Source organism: Pseudomonas sp. G7(2022) (assembly GCF_052660475.1).
In genome coordinates this window covers 5,855,831-5,871,545 of the sequence record NZ_CP109659.1, presented here as the reverse complement: position 1 = coordinate 5,871,545, position 15,715 = coordinate 5,855,831, and the positions used below count along the sequence as shown (strand labels likewise).

Sequence of the window (15,715 nt, the reverse complement as noted above, 5' to 3'; positions counted from 1 at the left end):
ATCAGCGCGGCAGCTTCAGGTTGTTCCAGATCGCCAGGCTCGGTTCGGCCTGGTTCATGGAATAGAAGTGCAGGCCAGGCGCACCGCCTTGCAGCAGGCGTTCGCACATTTCGGTGACGACCTGTTCGCCAAAGCGCTGAATGCTTTGGCTGTCATCGCCGTAGGCTTCCAGCTGCTTGCGGATCCAGCGCGGGATTTCCGCACCGCAGGCATCGGAGAAACGCGCGAGTTTGCTGTAGTTGGTGATCGGCATGATCCCCGGAACAACCGGAATGTCCACGCCCAGCGCCTGCAAACGGTCGACGAAGTAGAAGTAGCTGTCGGCGTTGAAGAAGTACTGGGTGATCGCGCTGTCGGCGCCTGCACGGGCCTTGCGCACGAAGTTGGCGAGATCGTCTTCGTAGTTGCGCGCTTGCGGATGCATCTCCGGGTAGGCGGCGACTTCGATGTGGAAATGATTGCCGGTCTCTTCACGAATGAATTCAACCAGCTCATTGGCGTGACGCAGCTCACCGCTGGTCATGCCCATGCCGGACGGCAGGTCGCCACGCAGGGCAACGATGCGCTTGATGCCGGCAGCCTTGTACTCGTTCAGCAGGCCGCGCAGGTCGTCCTTGCTGTCGCCGACGCACGACAGGTGCGGGGCAGCGGGTACTTTGACTTCGCTCTCCAGCTGCAGCACGGTGTTCAGCGTGCGGTCACGGGTCGAACCGCCCGCGCCGTAGGTGCAGGAAAAGAAGTCAGGGTTGTAGGTGGCCAGCTGACGGGCAGTGGCGAGCAGTTTTTCATGCCCAGCATCGGTCTTGGTCGGGAAGAACTCGAAGCTGTAGCGACGTTCTTGGGACATGGGAAATACCCTTGGAAACACGAAGCCTGTGAGGCTTGCACCGCCGATGTGGGAGCGGGCTTGCTCGCGCAAGCAGTGGGTCAGGCAACATCAATGTTGAATGACATTCCGCTTTCGCGAGCAAGCCCGCTCCCACAGGGAGAGCAGGCCGCCGCGTCAATCAGTAGCGGTAAGCGTGCGGCTTGAACGGGCCTTCGACGGTCACGCCGATGTAGTCAGCCTGTTGCTTGGTCAGTTGAGTGACCACGCCGCCGAAGCCGCGAACCATTTCCAGGGCCACTTCTTCGTCGAGTTTCTTTGGCAGTACTTCAACGGTCAGGCGCTCGGCTTTCTGGGCTGGCGACAGGTCGGCGTACTTCTGGCCGAACAGGAAGATCTGGGCCAGAACCTGGTTGGCGAACGAACCGTCCATGATGCGGCTTGGGTGACCGGTAGCGTTGCCCAGGTTCACCAGACGGCCTTCGGCCAGCAGGATCAGGTAGTCGTCGTTCTGTGGGTCGAACGAGCCAGCACCGGTACGGTGGATCTTGTGTACCTGTGGCTTCACTTCTTCCCATGCCCAGTTCTTGCGCATGAAAGCGGTGTCGATTTCGTTGTCGAAGTGACCGATGTTGCAGACAACGGCGCGCTTCTTCAGGGCTTTGAGCATGTTGGCGTCGCAAACGTTGACGTTACCGGTGGTGGTTACGATCAGGTCGATCTTGCCCAGCAGCGCTTTGTCGATGCTCGCTTCGGTGCCGTCGTTGATACCGTCGATGAACGGCGAAACCAGTTCGAAACCGTCCATGCAGGCTTGCATGGCGCAGATCGGGTCAACTTCGGAGACCTTAACGATCATGCCTTCCTGACGCAGGGACTGGGCCGAACCCTTGCCCACGTCACCGTAGCCGATGACCAGCGCTTGCTTGCCGGACAGCAGGTGGTCGGTGCCGCGCTTGATGGCGTCGTTCAGGCTGTGACGGCAGCCGTACTTGTTGTCGTTCTTGGACTTGGTCACCGAGTCGTTGACGTTGATGGCCGGGATTTTCAGCTCGCCCTTGGCCAGCATGTCCAGCAGGCGGTGAACGCCGGTGGTGGTTTCTTCAGTCACGCCGTGAACGCGGTCCAGAACCTGCGGGTATTTCTTGTGCAGCAGCTCGGTCAGGTCGCCGCCGTCGTCGAGGATCATGTTGGCGTCCCATGGCTGGCCATCCTTCAGGATGGTCTGCTCCAGGCACCACTCGTACTCTTCTTCAGTCTCGCCTTTCCAGGCGAAAACCGGAATGCCGGCAGCAGCGATGGAAGCGGCGGCCTGGTCCTGAGTCGAGAAGATGTTGCAGGACGACCAGCGCACTTCGGCACCCAGGGCAACCAGGGTTTCGATCAGCACGGCGGTCTGAATGGTCATGTGGATGCAGCCGAGGATTTTTGCACCTTTCAAAGGCTGCTCGGAAGCGTACTTGCGGCGCAGACCCATCAGGGCCGGCATTTCCGATTCGGCGATGATGGTTTCGCGACGGCCCCAGGCAGCCAGGGACATGTCGGCGACTTTGTAATCGTTAAAATCGGCAGGCGTGATAACAGCGCTCATGAAGAGTCTCCATTCGTAATGTATGCGAATGGGCGCCGTTGTGCGTTTAGTGTCCGGCCTGAGCCAGTCAACGCCCCATCCGAGCCTGACAGGTTGAACCTGCTGCAGCGCCCCTCGGACAGGTGGCGGGAAAACGGTACCAAGTGAAGGTTACCGTTTTGAAACGGGGGCGATTATAGCCGTCTGGACTGATCTTCCAAAGGGTTTCTGTCGGCCAGATGAAGATCGCCAATCGCGACCATAGTAGAAGCCTCATGGAGCATGACCGCTCAGTCTGCCAAGATGGCGCCATCATTCGGCAAGACGCTCAGGAGTGAAGATGAATTTCCACACCCGCAAGTGGGTAAAACCCGAAGACCTCAACCCCAACGGCACCCTGTTCGGTGGCAGCCTGTTGCGCTGGATCGACGAAGAGGCCGCGATCTACGCCATCGTTCAGCTGGGCAACCAGCGCGTGGTGACCAAGTACATTTCCGAGATCAACTTCGTCAGCGCCTCGCGCCAGGGCGACATTATCGAGTTGGGTATCACCGCTACCGAGTTCGGCCGCACCTCGATCACCCTGACGTGCGAAGTGCGCAACAAGATCACCCGCAAGAGCATCCTGACGGTCGAGAAGATGGTCTTCGTCAACCTCGGCGAAGACGGCCTGCCGGCCCCGCACGGGCGGACCGAGATCAAGTACGTCAAAGACCAGTTCAAGGAAGACGAACTCGTCACCAAGTGATATCGGCGGTGCGTCCTTCGCGAGCAGGCTCGCTCCCACATTGGAATGCGTTTTAACTGTGGGAGCGAGCCTGCTCGCGATAGCGATTTTTCATTCACCGAATGATTTACTTGCCTACTGAACAGCCTTGAGCCGTCGGGGTCGTAGCTAAAAGCCCCTCTACGGTTCCCACGCCATGACCACGCCAACCGACGGCAAGACCCCCGACCTCTCGGCCAAAGAGCAGCACGAAGTCGAGAAAAGCCAGCCGCCCCGGGCGGCGGTTCTGCATGAAATCATCCGCACCCAGGGCGACCAGGAGCTGGAGCGCAGTATTGCCGCGCTCTGGTGGTCGGCGCTTGCAGCCGGGCTGACCATGGGCCTGTCGCTGATGGGCATGGGCCTGCTCAATTCGCGATTGCCCGAGGGCGACGAGTTCAAGGTGATCGCCAGTTTCGGCTACTGCGCAGGCTTTCTTGCGGTGATTCTCGCCCGCCAGCAACTGTTCACCGAAAACACCCTGACCGCCGTGCTGCCGGTGATGACTAAACCGACCCTGGCCAATTTCGGCCGCCTGATCCGGCTCTGGACGGTCGTGCTGTTCGGCAACCTTTGCGGCACGATTCTGGTGGCCTACGTGATGCTGGAACTGCCGATCTTTGACAGCAAGACCGACATCGCCTTCCTCGAGATCGGCCGCAAGGTCATGGAGAACCATGCGAGCCAGATGTTCGCAAAAGGCATCGTTTCCGGCTGGATGATCGCCACCATGGTCTGGATGATTCCGTCCATGGAGAGCGCGAAGATGTGGATCATCATTCTCATCACTTATCTCATGGCGCTCGGCGATTTCACCCACATCGTGGTGGGTTCGGCTGAAGTGTCGTATCTGGTGTTTGCCGGCGAGTTGCCGTGGAGTGATTTCTGGATGGTGTTTGCCGGCCCGACGTTGGCGGGGAATATCATCGGCGGCAGTTTCATCTTCGCCCTGATCAGTCACGCGCAGATTCGCAGCGAAAGCGGAAAACCGAAAGCGTCTGCGGACCAGGCTGAAAAGCCCGATCCGCAGCGGATCAAGCAATGATCAGTGGTGCGCAGGTACGGCAGTGGTTACCGGTTCATCACGGGTGGCGTGCTTGACCAGTTTGCCGATGGTCAGGCCCTGCAACAGGATCGACGACAGCACCACGATGTAGGTGATGCTCAGCAGCAGGTCGCGCTCCGGACCCAGCGGCAGGGCCAGGGCCAATGCCACCGAGACCCCGCCGCGCAAACCGCCCCAGGTCAGGATCCGGATGGTGCCACGCGGCACCGTGCGCCAGCGGCGCAACAGAACAATCGCCGGGGCCACGGTGAGCAGGCGCGATAGCAGAATCGCCAGCGCCAACAGGCTCGCCGCCGCCACGTGCAGCCAATTGAACGGCAGCAGCAACAGTTCCATGCCGATCAACGCGAACAGCAGGGCGTTGAGCATGTCGTCGAGCAATTCCCAGAAACCGTCCAGGTATTTGCGCGTCATGTCGTTCATCGCCAGGTTACGCCCCAGGTTACCGATGATCAGACCGGCGACCACCATCGCAATCGGCGCCGAAACGTGCAGCTCGGTGGCCATCGCCGAGCCGCCGATGACCAGCGCCAGGGTCAGCATGACTTCGATCTGGTGCTGCTCGATGCTCTTGATCATCAGGTACACCAGATAACCGATCAACCCGCCGAACAGCACGCCGCCGATGGCTTCATGGGCAAACAGCATGGCGGTGGCGCCGACGGTCGGGGTCTCACCCAGTTGCACGATACCCAGCAACACGGTGAACACCACCACGGCAGTGCCGTCGTTGAACAGCGACTCGCCGACAATAGTGGTTTTCAACGGCTTCGAGGCGTTGGCGGTACGCAGCACGCCGAGCACCGCAATCGGGTCGGTCGGGGAAATCAGTGCGCCGAACAACAGGCAGTAGAGGAAGCTCACGTGCCAGCCGAACAGGGCGAAGATGTAGTAGGCGAGGCTGCCGATCACGGCGGTGGCGATCAGCACGCCGAAGGTCGCCAGCAGGCCGATGGGCCAGCGATAGCTGCGCAAGTCATTCAGGTTGACGTGCAGGGCGCCGGCGAACAGCAGGAACGACAACATCCAGTTCATCAGCAGATCGCCGAAGTCGATCTGGCCGATCAGCTGCTGAACGCGTTCTTCGAGACCGGGATAACCGAGCAGGCTCAGGCCTTGCAACAACAGGGAAAACATCAGCGCGGTGACCATCACGCCGATGGTGGGCGGCAAGCCGATGAAGCGGAAATTCACGAAGGTGAGGAGGGTGGTGAGGCAAATGAAAGCGGCGACAAGTTCAAGCATCCGGGGTCCTTTGGATGGGGGGTGAAAAGACAGCGCACCTGTTCATGGGTGCAAGGGTTGGATGGGTAGACACCGGGTGGGGGCACAATTGTGTGTCCCGGGCAGGATTTTTATGGCATTTGTCTGTGCGCAACCGGGTGTGGCGAGGTCGCTTGACGTATAAGCAGCGCCTGACACATCGCGAATCAAAGACCTGATCAAATGGCTCGGGTTCAAAAACAAAAATGAAGGAGTGATACGTGCTGGCGACAGCTCTGGTGTTGGTGGCGGCACTGTTGCACGCCGCGTGGAATACCTTGATCAAGTTCAGCGCTGAGCGGTTGCTGGTGGTGGCCTGCATGGACACCGTGGCGCTGCTGTTCGTGGCGCTGGCGTTTCCTTTCATCAGCCTGCCGCCGCCGGAAATCTGGCCGTGGATTCTGGCGTCGGCCGCGTTCGAACTGCTTTATCGCTATCTGTTGATTCAGGCCTATCGGGTCGGCGACCTGGGATTGGTCTATCCGTTGATGCGCGGACTGTCACCGCTGGTGGTGCTGGCGCTGACCCTGATCTTCGCCGGCGAAGTGCTGACCACGCAGCAGATCTTTGGAATCATGCTGATCCCGCTGGGCATGGCCTGCCTGCTCTGGCAGGGCGGCGGCGGGAAACATTTGCCATGGTCGATGCTGCCGGTGGTGGCGCTGATCGGGTTGTGCATCGGCTGCTACACCTACATCGATGGCCAGGCTTTGCGGCGCTGGTCGCATCCACTGGATTACCTGGTCTGGGTCACGCTGCTCAGTGCCTGGCCGTTCCCGATGCTGGCATGGGTCGCCAGGCGGCCGGCGTTCCTGCTGTTCTGGCGTGAACAGTGGAAACTGGGACTGGCGGTCGGGTTCTGCGTGTTGTTCAGCTACGCTCTGGTGCTGTGGGCGATGCAACTGGGGTCAATTGCCGAAGCGGCGGCATTGCGTGAAATCAGCGTGATTCTGGTGGTGCTGTTCGGCATGCGCTACCTGAAAGAACCTTTCGGCCGGCCACGGCTCTTAGCCTGTGGGTTGGTGCTGATCGGCATGCTGGTGATGAAGTTCTGACCCGCCAACACTCTAAAAACTGAAGAAGGACGGCGTTATGACGGTGGCTTTGTGGTGCGTTTTCATTGCGATCTTTCTGCCCTATGTGTGCACGGGCGTGGCCAAGGCTGTCGGTGGTTATCGGCTGAGCGACAATCACGATCCCCGGGATTTTCTCGAAAGCCTGAATGGCGTGGCGCGGCGGGCCCATGCGGCGCAACTGAACAGTTTTGAAGTAACGCCAGCCTTTGCGGCGGCGGTGATCGTTGCGCATCTGGTGGGCACGGCAGAGTTGGTAACAGTGAATGTGCTGGCGGTGTTGTTCATCACCAGTCGCCTGCTGTACATCATCTGCTATCTGGCGGACTGGGCGATTCTGCGGTCGCTGGTGTGGTTTGTCGGAATGGGGCTGATCGCCAGTTTCTTCTTCGTTTCGGTCTGAAACTGAAAAGATCGCAGGCTGACGAGGCCTGCGATCTTTTGCGTTTCGCTTACTGCTTGTCGGCCACCTGCGGCACTTGCGGCAATGCCGCGCCTTTTGGCCAGAGCATCCAGATCTGCCCTTGCTGCTTCATGTCACCGGCCAGTTGTCCGGCGGCATCACCGGTACCCCAGAACAGATCCGCACGAACCTCGCCGGCAATGGCGCCGCCGGTGTCCTGCGCAGCGACGGGGCGTACCAGTGGCGTGCCGTCAGGGCGGGTGGTCGACAGCCATAACAGGCTGCCCAGCGGGATCACCTTGCGATCGACCGCCGCGCTGTAACCGGCGGTCAGCGGCACATTCAACGAGCCGCGCGGGCCTTCGTTACTGTCCGGATTTCGGGTGAAGAACACGTAGCTCGGGTTACTGCCCAGCAACTCCGGAATGCGCGACGGGTTGGCCTTGGCCCAGTTGCTGATCGCGCCCATGGTCACATCTTCTTTCTTCAACTCGCCCTGCTCCACCAGCCAGCGGCCGATCGGCCGGTACGGATGACCGTTCTGGTCGGCGTAGGCGATGCGCAGTTGCCGGCCGTCCTCGGTCTGAATCCTCCCTGAACCCTGGATCTGCAGGAATTGCAGGTTCATCGGATCGGTCAGCCACGCCACCACTGGCGCCTTGACCCCTTTGCTCTCGATGGTCGCGGCGTCGTCGTAAGGTTTGAGTACACGACCTTCGAGGCGTCCGCGCAGGCGCTTGCCTTTCAACTCCGGGTAAATGCTGTCCAGGGAGACGATGATCATGTCTTCAGGCACGCCATACACCGGCACATTGGCGGTTGCGGTTTGCGTCAGGCTGCCGGGGTAGACCGGTTCGTAGTAACCGGTGATCAGGCCATTGGGATTGTCGTGCTCGGCGCGCAGACCGAAGACGTCGAGGTGTTGCTTGAGGAAGCTGCGGATGTCGCCGGCGCTTTGCGGCACGTTGGCCGCCGCTGCGCAGGTAGCGCCCCAGATCGGGTCAGCCTTGAGCCGGGTGCAGGCACTGCGCCACGAACCGAAACCGGCCACCAGATCGTTGTCGGAAACCGCAGGCAGGGCTTCCCAGGTGGCGCTGGAGTAAGTGGCCAGTGCGTGGGTTTTCGGCTTGGCACTGTCGCCCCCGGTGCAGCCGGCGAGGATGGCCAGCAGCGGCAGGGTTGCGATGAGTGGGTGACGCCAGGCCTTGGAACGGCTGTTCATGGAGAATTTCCTGTGTCGGTTGCAGGCGTGCTCCATGCGCGCCTGCAACCCGTATTATTAATAGGGCTATTGGTGTTTGGCGGTGACGCGAGGATACTGGCCGCCGAATTCCGTGACCTGAAGCCACCATGACTCTTAAAAGACTTTCCGTTGTATTGCTGGCCTGTCTGACCTTGTCCGCCTGCGGTGGTGTCGACCCCAATTCTCCGCTGGGCCAGCGCAAGGCGATCTTCAAGCAGATGCTCAAGACCGGCGAAGACCTGGGCGGCATGCTGCGCGGGCGCATTGCCTTCGACGGACCGAAATTCACGGAAGGCGCGATCAAGCTCGATGCACTGTCCCATGAACCGTGGAAGCATTTCCCTTCGGTGCGCGAAGAAGATCACACCAGTGCCAAGGACGATGTCTGGAAGAGGCAGGCACGTTTCCAGGAAATGGCCCGCACCCTTGAGACCGCCACCGGTGAACTGGTGATCGCCAGCAAGGTCCAGCCGTACAAGGCCAGCAACCTGGGGCCGGCGGTGCAGAAGGTCGAAGATGCCTGCAGTGCCTGCCATAAAGAGTTTCGCGACCACTGATGTTCAAGGGATCACAGTCTTTGGCTGTGATCCCTGGCTTTCTTACTTGTCCAGTTCGTCCAGCGCGTCCTGCAATTCCTTGCGCGACTCGGCGAGCTTGTTCTTGCGCTTGTCGATTTTCTCCGGGTCGCCTTTCTTCATGGCCTTGTCGAGATCGGCCTGACGCTTGCTCACTTCGTGCTTGGCGTCGAGCACCTTGTTTTCACGTTCCTTTTTCAGGCCGGCGTCGGTGCAGTGTTCGGTGACTTCGCGCAGGGCGGTTTCGAGACCGGCCTGCTGGTCGGCGTTGCCGCGGGATTTGGCCTGTTCGATCTGATTGATGATGCCTTGCTTCTTGGCAGCACAACCGGTCAGGCCCGGGGCGTCTTCGCCTGCCATCGCGGGTGCGGCCATTACGCCGCAAAGTGTCAGCATGGCGAGCGGTGCGAGAAATTTCATAAAAGCTCCATGTGCGAAGGCAATCGGGTCGGGAAGGCACTGCGCTGTTGGAGCGCTTCGGCGACCGTTGGGTTCCCGGCTTGCCGGGATGCATGTTCAGAAGCCGTCGATTCCGGCGGCGCGTAAGGTTTCACTCAGGGCCAGCACCTGCGGGTCGCGGAAAAAAGCGCTCAATTGCGCTGCGCGACCCGGGCCGATTCCGGGTTCTGCCTGCCATTGTTCGGTATTCCGTTGTGCCAGCGCTTGCCATGAATCAGCCAAAGAGGCCTGGCCGGTCGGCGGCAACCCCAGGGCTTTGAGCCATTGGGTGAACGGCCGCTGGCGAGCGCTGTGAAAACTGTGGTGCAGGCGGGCGCTGCTGCGCTCGCCGAGGCCGGCAATCTTAGCAAGCTCTGGCTCCTCGAGGGTCAACCAATCCAGCAGGCTGTTCAGTCGGCCTGTATCCAGAAGTTTCTCCCACGTGCCGCGTCCGACATGGGGCAGTGCCAGCCCCTGTTTGCCACCAAGCCAGGTCAGACGCGCTAGGAACTGGCTCTCGCATCCGGGCGTCGGTTGCCAGCAGCTCAGGGGGTGAAAGTCGCTGGCGAGAGGAACGTTCAACTCGACGCGCTCCGTGCTGCGCAGCACAACGCTGTCCAGTCGCGGAATTGTCAGCCCGGCCAGACTGATCGCGACTTGGTCGCCGGGGCGAATATCCAGTTCCTGCCAGCGTTTGAGTGAGCTGACGCTGACTCGTTTGATCTGGCGGTCATCGAGCCTGACCGGCGCCAGCTCCAGCACGGGGGTGATGCGCCCGGTTCGGCCGATCTTGAAATTGACCTTGCGCACATCGGCCAGTGCCTGGGCGAACGGATACTTCCAGGCCACGGCCCAGTAAGGCGAGCGCGCCTGCCAGCGTTCGGCAGGGGGACGCTGACTCTGACGCAATACGACACCGTCGCTGGCGAAAGGCAGTGGCGAGCGATACCAGTGATCGCGCCACTGCTGCGCATCGGCAAGACCGCTGACGGGGTGGCTGTAAGATTCCGTGGTTACGAAACCCAATGCGGCCAATCCCGCGATGCGATCTCTCAGGCTGCTCGGCCCCAACGGCCAGTCCCAGACAAAAAGCCCGATGCCCGCTGCCTGTTCGGCACTCAAGTCCTTGCGTCCCATCAGGCCGGCGACTGTCGCGCGGGCGTTGGCGCTACCGATGCGGGCCTGGATATGGTCGTTCAGTCGCCAATACAGTTCGCCCTGCACCGACAGATCCAGAGGTTGTGTCAGTTGCTGGGGAATGGCGCTGATTTTCTGTGCCGATGCGGTCCAGTCCTGCCCGCGAATGCCGTCGCCGCGACTGATCGCCTGCTGCAACCGCCCGGAGCGATAGATCAGCGTGACGGCCACGCCGTCGACCTTGGGTTGTACCCAGACCTCTTTGCGGTCGCGCAACCAGGCTTCGATGTCCGCTGCATCGTGAAGTTTGTCGAGACCGGTATGGGCGATCGGATGCGCGACCGGCCCCGATGCAGTCCGTAACGGCTTGGACGGTGATGGAAGCTTGAAGCACTCGCGCCATTCGCCGAGCCGGATACGGGACTGGTCATAAAGTTCGTCGGCAATGATCGACCGGCCTTTGCGGTGATAGGCGTCGTCCCACTGGTCGATCTGTTGTTGCAGGGCGGTGATCTGGGTTCGGGCCCGGTCGGCAGCCCAGTCCGGGCAATCGCCGGCGAAGGTGCCGAGGTGGATGGAAAACAGCAGGAAAAGGAAAAACAGGCGCAGTGTGGCAAGCATCGTGAGCGTCCTTGCTCAGGGAGATACCTGAAGGCTAGACGGGATTTTCCAGCGGACCGTTCGGCTGTTTTTCCGGGTGTTTCGCGGCCATGAAAAAGCCCCGCACGGTGAACCGTGCGGGGCTTCCTGTACTGCCAGGGAAGTTTTACAGACCGGCAGCGGAGCGCAGGGCGTCGGCGCGGTCGGTTTTTTCCCAGGTGAAGGTGGAGAAGGTGTCTTCGCCAACAGTCTTGGTCTGCGGAGCACGGCCGAAGTGGCCGTAGGCTGCGGTTTCCTGGTACATCGGGTGCAGCAGGTCGAGCATGGTGGTGATCGCGTATGGACGCAGGTCGAACACTTCGCGGACCAGTTTGATGATCTTGTCATCGCTGATCTTGCCGGTGCCGAAGGTGTTCAGCGAGATCGAGGTAGGCTGGGCAACACCGATCGCGTAGGAAACCTGGATCTCGCAACGCTCGGCCAGGCCGGCAGCCACGATGTTCTTGGCAACGTAACGGCCAGCGTAGGCAGCCGAACGGTCAACCTTCGATGGATCCTTGCCGGAGAACGCGCCACCGCCGTGACGGGCCATGCCGCCGTAGCTGTCGACGATGATCTTGCGACCGGTCAGACCGCAGTCGCCCACCGGGCCGCCAATGATGAACTGGCCGGTCGGGTTGATGTGGAACTGGGTGTCCTTGCTCAGCAGTTCGGCAGGCAGCACGTGCTTGACGATCAGCTCCATCACGCCTTCGCGCAGGTCTTTGTACGACACTTCAGGGTTGTGCTGGGTCGACAGAACCACGGCGTCGATACCCACAACCTTGCCGCCTTCGTAACGGCAGGTCACTTGCGACTTGGCATCCGGACGCAGCCAAGGCAGCAGACCCGATTTACGGGCTTCGGCCTGACGCTGCACCAGTTGGTGCGAGAAGGTGATCGGTGCCGGCATCAGCACGTCGGTTTCGTTGCTGGCGTAGCCGAACATCAGGCCCTGGTCGCCGGCGCCCTGATCTTCAGGCTTGGCGCGGTCGACACCCTGGTTGATGTCAGGGGACTGCTTGCCGATGATGTTCATCACGCCGCAGGTGGCACCGTCGAAGCCGACTTCGGAGCTGGTGTAGCCGATGTCGCAGATCACGTCACGAACGATCTGCTCCAGGTCGACCCAGGCGCTGGTGGTCACTTCACCGGCAACGATGGCCACGCCAGTCTTGACCAGGGTTTCCACCGCAACGCGTGCGTGCTTGTCCTGGGCGATGATGGCGTCCAGCACTGCATCGGAAATCTGGTCGGCGATTTTGTCCGGATGTCCTTCAGACACGGACTCGGAGGTGAAGAGGGAGTATTCGCTCATCTCGATGTTTTCCTGAATTTACCGATGGTGAGTGTCGCCAGCCGGCCGCTGAAAGTGGCGGACCTGGATCTGGAAACCATTACGTAAGCCTACATAGAGGCTTTCCCCGGGAACGAGTCCCGCAGCGGTGGCCCAACGGGCCAGATCGTCCTGTTCAAACCCCAACCACAGATCACCGCAGGCCTCCCTGGCCCAACTCTGGTTGTGGCTACATAACTCTGTCACGAGCAGGCTACCGCCCGGTTGCAGCAGGCTGGCCATGTGCTTGAGCGCTTCGGCCGGCGCGGCGAAATGGTGCAACACCATGTTCAATACCACGCAATCGGCCTGAAGGCTTGTGCCATTCAATGCATCGGCCAATTGCAGGCTGACGTTAGCCAGCCGTTCACGAACGCATACCTGACGCGCCAGTTCGAGCATCGCCGCACTGTTGTCCAGAGCGGTTACGGTGCCGAAGCGGCGTGCCAGTTCCGGGAGGAATGCTCCATCGCCGGGGCCGACTTCGATGGCCGAGGCTGCCCCATCGAAATTCAGTTTGTCGAGCAAGGCCAGCACGCTGTCACGGTACTGCGGCAGGCCGGCAATCAAGTCTTGCTGGGCACGGAATTTTTCCGCGACCCGGGCGAAAAAGTCCTGGCTGGCAGCGGCCCGCTGTCCGTGGACCTGGCCAATGCGTGCCTGCACATCGTCCGGCAGGTCCAGATTGTCGACTTCTTCTAATAAAGCGCTGTGCAACTTGCCGCCCAGAAGTTCGGTATGGGGCAGGGCGCGGCGATAGAAAATCGCGTTGCCTTCGCGGCGGGTCGCCACCAGATCCGCCTGTGCCAGCACCTTGAGGTGGTGGCTCATGCCGGACTGACCGATACCGAAAATCTGCGCCAGTTCCAATACGCCGAACGAATCGTTGGCCAGGGCACGCAATACATTCAGCCGCAGCGGATCGCCGCCGGCCTTGCACAGGGCCGCCAGCTCGTCGCAATCGTCATGGCGAATGGAAGGCACACGTAAATTCATAGGGCCGCAGTCTAGTGACGGCCGAAAAACACCGCAAGAGCAATATCAAAAAGTTTTGATATTGCTCGATAGATGGCACTTCTCGACAGCCCGCCAACTCTACAAACGAACAGCGGAAAGGTTTCACCAACCGAATCCGATGTTATCCATGGGAAAAACGCCTCCGGATGACTATCTGTCATTGCCCCGAGGCGCTCGGGTGAGGGAAAATGCCCTCCTTTTTTCCGTTTCAATCTATTCACACCCAGGAGATCAGCGATGCCTAGCCGTCGTGAGCGTGCCAACGCCATTCGTGCCCTCAGCATGGATGCCGTGCAAAAAGCCAACAGCGGCCATCCCGGTGCCCCCATGGGTATGGCAGATATCGCCGAAGTGCTTTGGCGCGACTACCTCAAGCACAACCCGAGCAATCCATCGTTCGCCGACCGTGACCGCTTCGTGCTGTCCAACGGTCACGGTTCGATGTTGATCTACTCGCTGCTGCACCTGACCGGTTACGACCTGTCGATCGACGACCTGAAACAATTCCGTCAACTGCACAGCCGCACTCCAGGCCACCCGGAATTCGGTTACACCCCGGGCGTCGAGACCACCACCGGCCCGCTGGGTCAGGGTCTGGCCAACGCCGTGGGCTTCGCCCTGGCTGAAAAGGTACTGGGTGCGCAGTTCAACCGTCCCGGCCACAACATCGTCGACCACCACACCTACGTGTTCCTGGGTGATGGCTGCATGATGGAAGGCATTTCCCACGAAGTCGCTTCCCTGGCCGGTACCCTGGGCCTGGGCAAGCTGATCGCCTTCTACGATGACAACGGCATCTCCATCGACGGCGAAGTCGAAGGCTGGTTCACCGACGACACGCCGAAGCGTTTCGAGTCCTACAACTGGCAAGTGATCCGCAATGTCGACGGTCACGATCCGGAAGAGATCAAGACCGCCATCGAGACCGCGCGCAAGAGCCCGCTGCCGACCCTGATCTGCTGCAAGACCACCATCGGTTTCGGTTCGCCGAACAAGCAAGGCAAGGAAGATTGCCACGGCGCCCCGCTGGGTGATGCGGAAATCGCCCTGACCCGTCAGGCGCTGAACTGGAACCACGGCCCGTTTGAAATCCCGGCCGACATCTATGCCGAATGGGATGCCAAGGAAAAAGGCCGCGCTGTAGAAGCCGAGTGGGACCAGCGTTTCGCTGCCTACTCCGCCGCTTTCCCGACCGAAGCCAACGAGCTGATCCGTCGCCTGAGCGGCGAGCTGCCGGCCGACTTCTCCGAGAAGGCTGACGCCTACATCGCCGAAGTTGCGGCCAAAGGCGAAACCATCGCCAGCCGTAAAGCCAGCCAGAACGCCCTGAATGCGTTCGGCCCGCTGCTGCCGGAAGTGCTGGGCGGTTCGGCTGACCTGGCCGGTTCCAACCTGACCCTGTGGAAAGGCTGCAAAGGCGTCAGCGCCGAAGACGCCAGCGGCAACTACATGTACTACGGCGTGCGCGAATTCGGCATGACCGCGATCATGAACGGTGTTGCCCTGCACGGCGGTCTGGTGCCTTACGGCGCGACCTTCCTGATGTTCATGGAATACGCCCGCAACGCAGTGCGCATGTCCGCGCTGATGAAGCAGCGTGTGATCCACGTCTACACCCACGACTCCATCGGTCTGGGCGAAGACGGCCCGACGCACCAGCCGATCGAACAACTGACCAGCCTGCGCAGCACGCCGAACCTCGACACCTGGCGTCCAGCCGATGCCGTTGAATCGGCCGTGGCCTGGAAAAACGCTCTGGAGCGCAAGGACGGCCCGTCGGCGCTGATCTTCTCGCGTCAGAACCTGCAGCACCAGACCCGCGATGCCGGCCAGATCGCCGACATCCGCCGTGGTGGCTATGTGCTGAAGGACTGCGCAGGCGAGCCTGAGCTGATCCTGATCGCCACCGGTTCGGAAGTCGGTCTGGCCGTTCAGGCCTACGACAAGCTGACCGAGCAGGGCCGCAAGGTGCGCGTGGTTTCCATGCCATGCACCAGCGCGTTCGACGCTCAGGACGCCAGCTACAAACAATCGGTCCTGCCGTTGCAGGTTGGCGCGCGTATCGCGATCGAAGCGGCCCACGCCGACTTCTGGTTCAAGTACGTGGGTCTGGAAGGTCGCGTGATCGGCATGACCACCTACGGCGAATCGGCTCCGGCTTCGGCACTGTTCGAAGAGTTCGGCTTCACCCTGGAAAACATCCTGGGTCAGGCTGAAGAGCTGCTGGAAGACTGATCCAGAAATTGTGTTGATCGGGCTGCCGCCAATCGCGAGCAGGCTCGCTCCCACAGGGAATTTGTTGTGTGACACAAACAGTGTTCACAGCAAAGACCCAATGTGGGAGCGAGCCTGCTCGCGATAGC

At 60.8% G+C, this 15,715-nt stretch carries 14 protein-coding genes and 1 riboswitch; of the genes, 6 read left to right on the top strand and 8 right to left on the bottom strand.

Going from position 1 to position 15,715, the window contains the following annotated elements; all coding sequences use genetic code 11:
* Position 1: 1 nt before the first annotated feature.
* Together metF and ahcY are read right to left on the bottom strand one after the other, a co-directional pair.
* Complete coding sequence (metF, locus tag NE357_RS26925; protein WP_085731601.1) at positions 2-847, bottom strand: methylenetetrahydrofolate reductase [NAD(P)H]; 846 nt, start codon at positions 845-847, stop codon at positions 2-4.
* A gap of 160 nt (positions 848-1,007) precedes the next feature.
* Entirely contained in the window at positions 1,008-2,417 is a 1,410-nt protein-coding gene (gene ahcY / locus NE357_RS26920; protein WP_039767963.1) for an adenosylhomocysteinase, read from the bottom strand.
* Positions 2,418-2,440: 23 nt separating this feature from the next.
* Positions 2,441-2,539, bottom strand: a riboswitch (S-adenosyl-L-homocysteine riboswitch).
* Between the two features lie 197 nt (positions 2,540-2,736).
* Here ahcY and NE357_RS26915 point away from each other — a divergent pair.
* Both NE357_RS26915 and NE357_RS26910 read left to right on the top strand, forming a co-directional pair.
* Positions 2,737-3,144 carry an acyl-CoA thioesterase gene (locus NE357_RS26915; RefSeq protein ID WP_003229043.1) on the top strand — a complete coding sequence of 136 codons (408 nt, stop codon included), beginning with the start codon at positions 2,737-2,739 and terminating at the stop codon, positions 3,142-3,144.
* A gap of 175 nt (positions 3,145-3,319) precedes the next feature.
* Positions 3,320-4,207, top strand: coding sequence for a formate/nitrite transporter family protein (locus NE357_RS26910; protein WP_169432272.1), 888 nt, complete (start codon positions 3,320-3,322; stop codon positions 4,205-4,207).
* Here NE357_RS26910 and NE357_RS26905 read toward each other — a convergent pair whose 3' ends face one another.
* Complete coding sequence (locus tag NE357_RS26905) at positions 4,208-5,473, bottom strand: cation:proton antiporter (protein ID WP_169432271.1); 1,266 nt, start codon at positions 5,471-5,473, stop codon at positions 4,208-4,210.
* A 239-nt stretch (positions 5,474-5,712) separates the two neighbouring features.
* Here NE357_RS26905 and NE357_RS26900 point away from each other — a divergent pair, with 239 nt between their 5' ends.
* Both NE357_RS26900 and NE357_RS26895 read left to right on the top strand, forming a co-directional pair.
* On the top strand, positions 5,713-6,546 hold the full coding sequence (locus tag NE357_RS26900; RefSeq protein WP_169432270.1) for an EamA family transporter: 834 nt from the start codon (positions 5,713-5,715) through the stop codon (positions 6,544-6,546).
* Positions 6,547-6,583: 37 nt separating this feature from the next.
* Complete coding sequence (locus NE357_RS26895) at positions 6,584-6,967, top strand: MAPEG family protein (protein ID WP_065261838.1); 384 nt, start codon at positions 6,584-6,586, stop codon at positions 6,965-6,967.
* Between the two features lie 49 nt (positions 6,968-7,016).
* Here the strand turns inward: NE357_RS26895 and mltA are convergent, their stop codons facing one another.
* The gene (gene mltA, locus NE357_RS26890) at positions 7,017-8,189 is read right to left on the bottom strand and encodes a murein transglycosylase A (RefSeq protein ID WP_169432269.1); all 1,173 of its coding nucleotides are present in this window, start codon (positions 8,187-8,189) and stop codon (positions 7,017-7,019) included.
* Between the two features lie 128 nt (positions 8,190-8,317).
* Here mltA and NE357_RS26885 point away from each other — a divergent pair, with 128 nt between their 5' ends.
* The gene (locus tag NE357_RS26885) at positions 8,318-8,767 is read left to right on the top strand and encodes a c-type cytochrome (RefSeq protein WP_169432268.1); all 450 of its coding nucleotides are present in this window, start codon (positions 8,318-8,320) and stop codon (positions 8,765-8,767) included.
* 42 nt (positions 8,768-8,809) lie between these two features.
* Here the strand turns inward: NE357_RS26885 and NE357_RS26880 are convergent, their stop codons facing one another.
* The 4 genes from NE357_RS26880 to NE357_RS26865 form a co-directional block, all read right to left on the bottom strand.
* Entirely contained in the window at positions 8,810-9,205 is a 396-nt protein-coding gene (locus NE357_RS26880; protein ID WP_085731609.1) for a DUF1090 domain-containing protein, read from the bottom strand.
* A gap of 96 nt (positions 9,206-9,301) precedes the next feature.
* A complete protein-coding gene (gene ligB / locus NE357_RS26875) occupies positions 9,302-10,981 on the bottom strand; it encodes an NAD-dependent DNA ligase LigB (RefSeq protein ID WP_169432267.1) in 1,680 nt (559 codons plus the stop codon).
* A 145-nt stretch (positions 10,982-11,126) separates the two neighbouring features.
* A complete protein-coding gene (gene metK, locus NE357_RS26870) occupies positions 11,127-12,317 on the bottom strand; it encodes a methionine adenosyltransferase (RefSeq protein ID WP_027610621.1) in 1,191 nt (396 codons plus the stop codon).
* Between the two features lie 18 nt (positions 12,318-12,335).
* The gene (locus tag NE357_RS26865) at positions 12,336-13,331 is read right to left on the bottom strand and encodes an ArsR/SmtB family transcription factor (RefSeq protein ID WP_169432266.1); all 996 of its coding nucleotides are present in this window, start codon (positions 13,329-13,331) and stop codon (positions 12,336-12,338) included.
* A 258-nt stretch (positions 13,332-13,589) separates the two neighbouring features.
* On the opposite strand from NE357_RS26865, the gene tkt reads away from it, so the two are divergent.
* On the top strand, positions 13,590-15,587 hold the full coding sequence (gene tkt / locus NE357_RS26860; RefSeq protein WP_169432265.1) for a transketolase: 1,998 nt from the start codon (positions 13,590-13,592) through the stop codon (positions 15,585-15,587).
* Positions 15,588-15,715 lie beyond the last annotated feature (128 nt).

Coding starts and splice junctions, on each gene's coding strand:
- metF (WP_085731601.1), bottom strand. CDS start 847: ATGTCCCAAGAACGTCGCTACAGCTTCGAGTTCTTCCCGACCAAGACC.
- ahcY (WP_039767963.1), bottom strand. CDS start 2,417: ATGAGCGCTGTTATCACGCCTGCCGATTTTAACGATTACAAAGTCGCC.
- NE357_RS26915 (WP_003229043.1), top strand. CDS start 2,737: ATGAATTTCCACACCCGCAAGTGGGTAAAACCCGAAGACCTCAACCCC.
- NE357_RS26910 (WP_169432272.1), top strand. CDS start 3,320: ATGACCACGCCAACCGACGGCAAGACCCCCGACCTCTCGGCCAAAGAG.
- NE357_RS26905 (WP_169432271.1), bottom strand. CDS start 5,473: ATGCTTGAACTTGTCGCCGCTTTCATTTGCCTCACCACCCTCCTCACC.
- NE357_RS26895 (WP_065261838.1), top strand. CDS start 6,584: ATGACGGTGGCTTTGTGGTGCGTTTTCATTGCGATCTTTCTGCCCTAT.
- mltA (WP_169432269.1), bottom strand. CDS start 8,189: ATGAACAGCCGTTCCAAGGCCTGGCGTCACCCACTCATCGCAACCCTG.
- NE357_RS26885 (WP_169432268.1), top strand. CDS start 8,318: ATGACTCTTAAAAGACTTTCCGTTGTATTGCTGGCCTGTCTGACCTTG.
- NE357_RS26880 (WP_085731609.1), bottom strand. CDS start 9,205: ATGAAATTTCTCGCACCGCTCGCCATGCTGACACTTTGCGGCGTAATG.
- ligB (WP_169432267.1), bottom strand. CDS start 10,981: ATGCTTGCCACACTGCGCCTGTTTTTCCTTTTCCTGCTGTTTTCCATC.
- metK (WP_027610621.1), bottom strand. CDS start 12,317: ATGAGCGAATACTCCCTCTTCACCTCCGAGTCCGTGTCTGAAGGACAT.
- NE357_RS26865 (WP_169432266.1), bottom strand. CDS start 13,331: ATGAATTTACGTGTGCCTTCCATTCGCCATGACGATTGCGACGAGCTG.
- tkt (WP_169432265.1), top strand. CDS start 13,590: ATGCCTAGCCGTCGTGAGCGTGCCAACGCCATTCGTGCCCTCAGCATG.